This is a genomic window from Aliiglaciecola litoralis (assembly GCF_039523355.1).
Taxonomy (GTDB): Bacteria; Pseudomonadota; Gammaproteobacteria; order Enterobacterales; family Alteromonadaceae; genus Aliiglaciecola; species Aliiglaciecola litoralis.
On record NZ_BAAAFD010000053.1, the window covers coordinates 1 to 598 of the forward strand.

General features: G+C 38.6%; 1 protein-coding gene. It reads left to right on the plus strand.

What is annotated here, in order from left to right:
- Window positions 1–513: hypothetical protein (locus ABD036_RS19135; RefSeq protein WP_343862807.1), on the plus strand; the 513-nt coding region annotated here is incomplete at its 5' end.
- Between the last annotated feature and the right edge of the window lie 85 nt (window positions 514–598).

Below are 598 nucleotides of genomic sequence, written 5' to 3' on the forward strand. Positions count from 1 at the left end.
GGCGTTATGTTCCAAGGAGGTAGCTTGCGAGTAATCATTATCTTTTTGTTTCTTTTAAGTAGCTTCGCTTATGCTCAACAACCTGTACCTTTGGGTTCCTGCCTGTCTTATGAGATGAATCGAATCAATAAGAATACAGGAGACTTTGTACTTAAAAATGTGTTTGCCCCACAACTATTCGAGAACCTAAAGAAAGAGTTTCCCGACCATAAAATTGATTGGACAGCTTGGGAAACAACAGTGAGTGAATACGAAGGTGAGGATGGCAAAGAGAAAACAAAGTTGAAAGGTTGTTTGGATGTTTCAGAAATACATGACAACACTGAATTAATTTCTTCGATCATGCGGATTGCGATGACAAGATTTCAAGCCGCCATGAAGTTTTATTCAAAACCAAATTCTGAATTTATTCCTCAAGAAACAGTCGGTTCAATGTTTGATGGCTATGAAAATTTGTTGAAAAAACCAAAGGTTCAGAGAGCAATCGCGAAAGAATTGGAACATAACAAATGAATTATGTCGTTCGTAAACTCACTGGGACAAATACTCGCTGGCCTTCGGCCAAAGCGCTCATATTTGCCCCATATTCAAAGCGTTA